Below are 4,778 nucleotides of genomic sequence, written 5' to 3'. Positions count from 1 at the left end.
ACCCATACGAATCAGGTGTACGTAACGAGCCTGCTCTTCCGTAGGCATTTTCCCCACGAGCTTCTCCATGTCGGTAATCGCATTACCGACACTCGTATAAAGGGCACCGTAGCGATTGGCAAAGTTGTCATAGACCTGCGTGAAGTTCTGACCATTTCCGTTCAAACCCGTTGAATACTGCATCCAGGGCATAATACGCAGGTAGTAATCGTAAAAGGCTTCGAAATCCCGATCATGCACGCCGAGCGTAGCATTCAGGAACTGGTTGGCCGGGGGAACTTCGGTGAGTGCCTCAGGATCGGTGTTAAAATCAACGAATGCTTGGTCCTTGCAACCCGTCGCAAATAGCGTAGTGGCCAGCAGCAAGCCTGAGACGTATTTTTTATAGGGAGTAATCATGTCAGTTGTGTCAAGAATAATCTAGTAATCGAATTATAATCCTACGTTTACCGATACACCGATATTCCGGCTGAAGGGAAGTCCACCGTATTCGGCAAATTCACCAGCTCGGTTGCTGAGGAGTCCCTGGGGGTTGATGCCGTCTTTTGCAGTACGGTAGAGGTAACCCAGGTTCCGGCCCACAATGCTCACGCGAAGCGATTGCACTTTGATCCGGTTGAGTAATGAAGCGGGAACATCGTAGCCAATAGAAGCTTCGCGTACAGCGACCCATGAGTTTTCAAATACCGAGTATTCGCGGATACCAGAACCCCAGTTGGACAGGTTATCGTAGTACGCATAAGCGGGGACAGGTTTCAAATAACCTTTATCTACTGCTTCCCGATAGGTCATACCACCTAAATCGACCTGAGTTCCGTCAACGGTAGCGGTTACGCCAGCGGCCAGTACACCATCCGGAATAATACCATCGTTGCGTTGTACACCCTGTTCATCGGTAAAGGCAATACCTCCGTGCTCGGCGTCACGACCAGCCAAGCTGTTTTTGAAGCTACCGAAAGCAGAACCGTACGCGTGCGTAGACGAGGCCATCACCCCACCAATTTTAGAATCTACCTGGAACGTGGCGGAGAAGTTTTTGTAACGGAAGTTGTTTACGTTACTCAACAAGAAGTTTTCCATCAACGTACCTAATTCTTTAGATCCTTGACCGGCAGCACCACTCCGCAGGAAGGTCAGGTTACCGTTCGTTGTACCACTGGCAGCACCGATCAGTTTGCGGCCTTGCTCATCACGGGCAAAAGCATAGTTACTCACAATCGTTCCGTAGTTACCACCCGCTTTAGCAACCGAGCGTACGTCAGCACCGAAGGCCAGGCTTAGCTCATAGGTATCAATTCCATCGGCCAGTTCAAGAATCTTGTTCCGGTTCCGGCTGAAGTTAAAGGACGTGTTCCACTGGAAGTCTTTGTTTTTGATAGGGGCACCACTCAAGATAAATTCGACGCCTCGGTTCAAAATTTTACCGGCATTAACTACGCGAGAAGTAACGCCTGATTCCTGAGCTACCGGTAATCGGAAAATCTCATTCGTCGTTAACTTATTGTAGACTGCTACATCTAAGGTTAAACGGTTATTGAAGAAACGCAGGTCTGCTCCAACTTCCCATTCGCGAGCTAAGCGGTTTTTGATATTGGGATTAGTCAAAATGTTGTCGCGGAAACCATATCGCTGGATCTGACCAGTATTAGACGTGAAAATGTTTCCAGCCGAGTAGAAGCCATCGCGGTTTAACACCCAGGCGTCAAGATCGCCCCCGGTAAAACCATAACTGGCCCGAAGCTTTCCGAAAGAAAGGGTGTTCGCTAATGCTTTGTACGTCTGCGTGAAATCCCAGGATAAGCCTAATGAAGGGTAGAAGTAAGATTTCTCGCCCGTGCCATTTGCGTATTTAAGGGTAGAAGAAAACTCCTGACGGGCCGTGAAGTTCACAAAGAGTTGATCTTTGAACGTTACATCCCCGTAGGTGTAAATAGCGTCCTTACGGCTGGAAGGAGTCAACCGGCCACTGATATCGGCAACTACTGGATTGACCGAGTTAGTCAACGCAAATTGTCCGGGAATCCGAAGCCCACCATCGGTTCTGATGCGGTATTCACGACCACCCAGGAAGCGGTTGGTTTCACCTCCTGCGGACAAGTTCAGGTGTACACTGGAGCTAAGATCACGGTTGAAGGTAAGCAAACCTTGAATACGCGATTGATTATTAGCCAATGAGTATTGAGAATATTCACCGTTGAAACCTGCGTTGTCGCCTTCGTTTTTATTTTCGGTAGCGTACAATTCGTTTTGAATGTTAGCCCGTAATAAACCCGTCAACCAAGGCGTAAAGTTCATGTTCACATCCACATTACCACGGAAAATTCGCTCATTCCGAGTCGTCGTGTAATGGAAGGTCTGCCACATAAACGGAGAGATGTTGTAGGGATCAGCAGCTCCTGATTTACGTCCACCCGTTGGCGATTCGTAGTTATTCACCCAATAGTCAATGTCAAAGTTACGCGGACGTCCGTATACAAATCGGAATACGGGGTTGTAGGTACCACCCTGACGAATTGGGTTCAGGTTATCGTTGATCGTATAATCCGTCGAAACATCCAGATTAAACAGTTTACCCAGCTTTTGCGTAGCTCGAACGTTAAAGTTGTTCCGCTTCATTTCTGCACCCGCCGGCATAATGGTGGTATTGTACAGGTTCGAATACGAAACCCGGAATGAACCCCGATCATTGGCTCCTTCTACGGACAAGTTGTTATTGATGAATTTACCCGTCTGGAAGAAATCAAGCGGATTGTTAGCAACCCAGGGGACCATACGTCCATCCAGGTCACGAACCATGTGTCCATCTAACTTAGGTCCGAATGAGTAAGGCCAGTTGTTGTTATCAACCTGATCAACTCCATCCGTTCCTTTCGTGAAGGTCGGTGAAATACCGGCTCCGTACTCGTTTTGAACGTCTACAAAGCGGTAGGCGGTTTCAAGCGAAGTGGTGTGATTGAAGTTAACACCCAATCCTTTTTGTTGACGACCCTGTTTGGTGGTGATAATGATTACACCATTCAACGCGTCTGAGCCGTACAAAGCACTGGCTGCAGCACCCTTCAAAACCGACATGGACTCTACGTTGTCGGAGTTAAAGTTTTTCATGATGTTACCAAAATCCTGAGCAGCACCCCAAGAGTCCGCACCCGTAGTACCCGGACGGACCAGTACTCCGTCAATTACGAACAAAGGTTGCGTATTGGAGTTCAGCGAAGCGTTACCCCGAATACGGATCCGGGAAGAGGACATCGGTCCACCGGAACCCTGGTCGATCTGTACCCCGGCTACTTTACCCTGCAGGGCGTTCACCAAGTTAGCGGAGTTGGCACGTTCGAGATCCGTACCTTTTACTTCCTGCGTGGCGTAGGAAAGTTTACGGGTTTCCTGTTTCAAACCAAAACCGGTTACCACTACTTCTGTCAGTGCTTTCGCGTCTTCCTGAAGGGTAATGGTAAGTTCAGTTTGATTAGCCACAGCTACTTCCTGACGCAGGTATCCAATCGCCGAAACGACGATCGTAGGATTGGCCTGATTCAGGCTTAGACGGAATTTACCATCTACGTCGGTGGTCGTACCCGTGGTGGTTCCTTTGACTACCACGGAGGCACCCGGAACGGCAGCACCTTTGTCATCTTTGACGGTACCGGTCAAACTTCCTGTTTGAGCCCAAACCGCCAAGCTGGTTGTAAACAGGAAAATGAAGAGTAGTAATTGTTTCATGAACAATGATTAAAAAATGAATGAAACGTAATTCTGTCCTATGCCATAGAATCTATGGCAATTGGTCTTGCAATGATAATAGATGAAACGCATTTTACTACTTTACTTAAATAAATAATTTAAAAACTATTTGAAATATATTAATAATAAATATAACATATTAAATATGTAGAGTTTTTTTTACATAAATGGTCTATACTTAAGTAATTAAGTGCTGTCAACTATGATTGAAGAAGAAGTTCAGGATGCCTCCGTTGTAGTTTATAAGAAGAAGCAACGGCTTCAGCAAGCCCTTTGGTTAATTTACCAGCAAGGGGTTTGTACGCTCTCCCAATTAGCTAAAGGGGTCCATACCAGTGTCCCCTCCGTTACTGAATTAGTGTAACAATTAATCCAGGAAAACTGGATTCAAACGGTAGGAACCGTAACGGGTAATAACGGAAGACGCCCTACGGCGTATAGCCTAAATCCGGATTTCCATCGGGTAGTCGTACTTGACATCAATACCCATGGGCTGAGTTTGCTGGTCATTGATACCAAACATGAGGTGGTTTTTAAACACGAAGCTCTGATTCCACTTGAAAATTCCGAAAGCTATCTGGAAGCTCTGAAAGCCTTTGTTGTAGAAACATTTGCCAGCATTCCTTTCCGAGAAGTAACGCTGATGGCTATTGGCATTGCGATGCCGGGACTCATTGATGAACAAACGGGCAAGAATCTAACCTATCCCAAACTCAACATCACAGGCGTATCGTTTAAAGAATGGATTAAACATCAGTTTTCTCTTCCGGTGTTTCTGATTAATGATACGAAGGCTACCGTTCTGGGGGAAAGTCGTTTTGGAAGGGGGCAGGGGAGCCGGCACATGTTTTCACTGAACATCGACTGGGGGGTAGGTCTGGGTATTGTGCTAAATGGAGAAGTATTTCAGGGAGCTTCTGGCTTTGCCGGTGAGCTGGGGCACATCCAAGTGGAAGCGGATGGTCAACGTTGTTACTGCGGAAAAATTGGTTGTCTCGATACCATCACCTCGGCACCTTCGGTTGTACGTCGAATTC

General features: G+C 47.1%; 3 protein-coding genes and 1 pseudogene. 2 read left to right on the top strand and 2 right to left on the bottom strand.

From position 1 onward, the window contains the following. Together ACOJTG_RS02430 and ACOJTG_RS02425 are read right to left on the bottom strand one after the other, a co-directional pair. A pseudogene (locus tag ACOJTG_RS02430) lies at window positions 1–399 on the bottom strand (SusD/RagB family nutrient-binding outer membrane lipoprotein); the annotation flags it as partial. 33 nt (window positions 400–432) lie between these two features. After that, window positions 433–3,720, bottom strand: coding sequence for a SusC/RagA family TonB-linked outer membrane protein (locus tag ACOJTG_RS02425; protein ID WP_420152347.1), 3,288 nt, complete (start codon window positions 3,718–3,720; stop codon window positions 433–435). A gap of 223 nt (window positions 3,721–3,943) precedes the next feature. Here ACOJTG_RS02425 and ACOJTG_RS02420 point away from each other — a divergent pair, with 223 nt between their 5' ends. Together ACOJTG_RS02420 and ACOJTG_RS02415 are read left to right on the top strand one after the other, a co-directional pair. After that, window positions 3,944–4,105 carry a hypothetical protein gene (locus tag ACOJTG_RS02420; RefSeq protein ID WP_420152346.1) on the top strand — a complete coding sequence of 54 codons (162 nt, stop codon included), beginning with the start codon at window positions 3,944–3,946 and terminating at the stop codon, window positions 4,103–4,105. A 135-nt stretch (window positions 4,106–4,240) separates the two neighbouring features. Further along, on the top strand, window positions 4,241–4,778 hold a 538-nt coding region (locus ACOJTG_RS02415), incomplete at its 3' end, for an ROK family protein (protein ID WP_420152345.1).

Source organism: Siphonobacter sp. (assembly GCF_048595215.1).
In the GTDB taxonomy this organism is placed as follows: domain Bacteria; phylum Bacteroidota; class Bacteroidia; order Cytophagales; family Spirosomataceae; genus Siphonobacter.
This window is presented reverse-complemented; position numbering and strand designations above follow the sequence as displayed.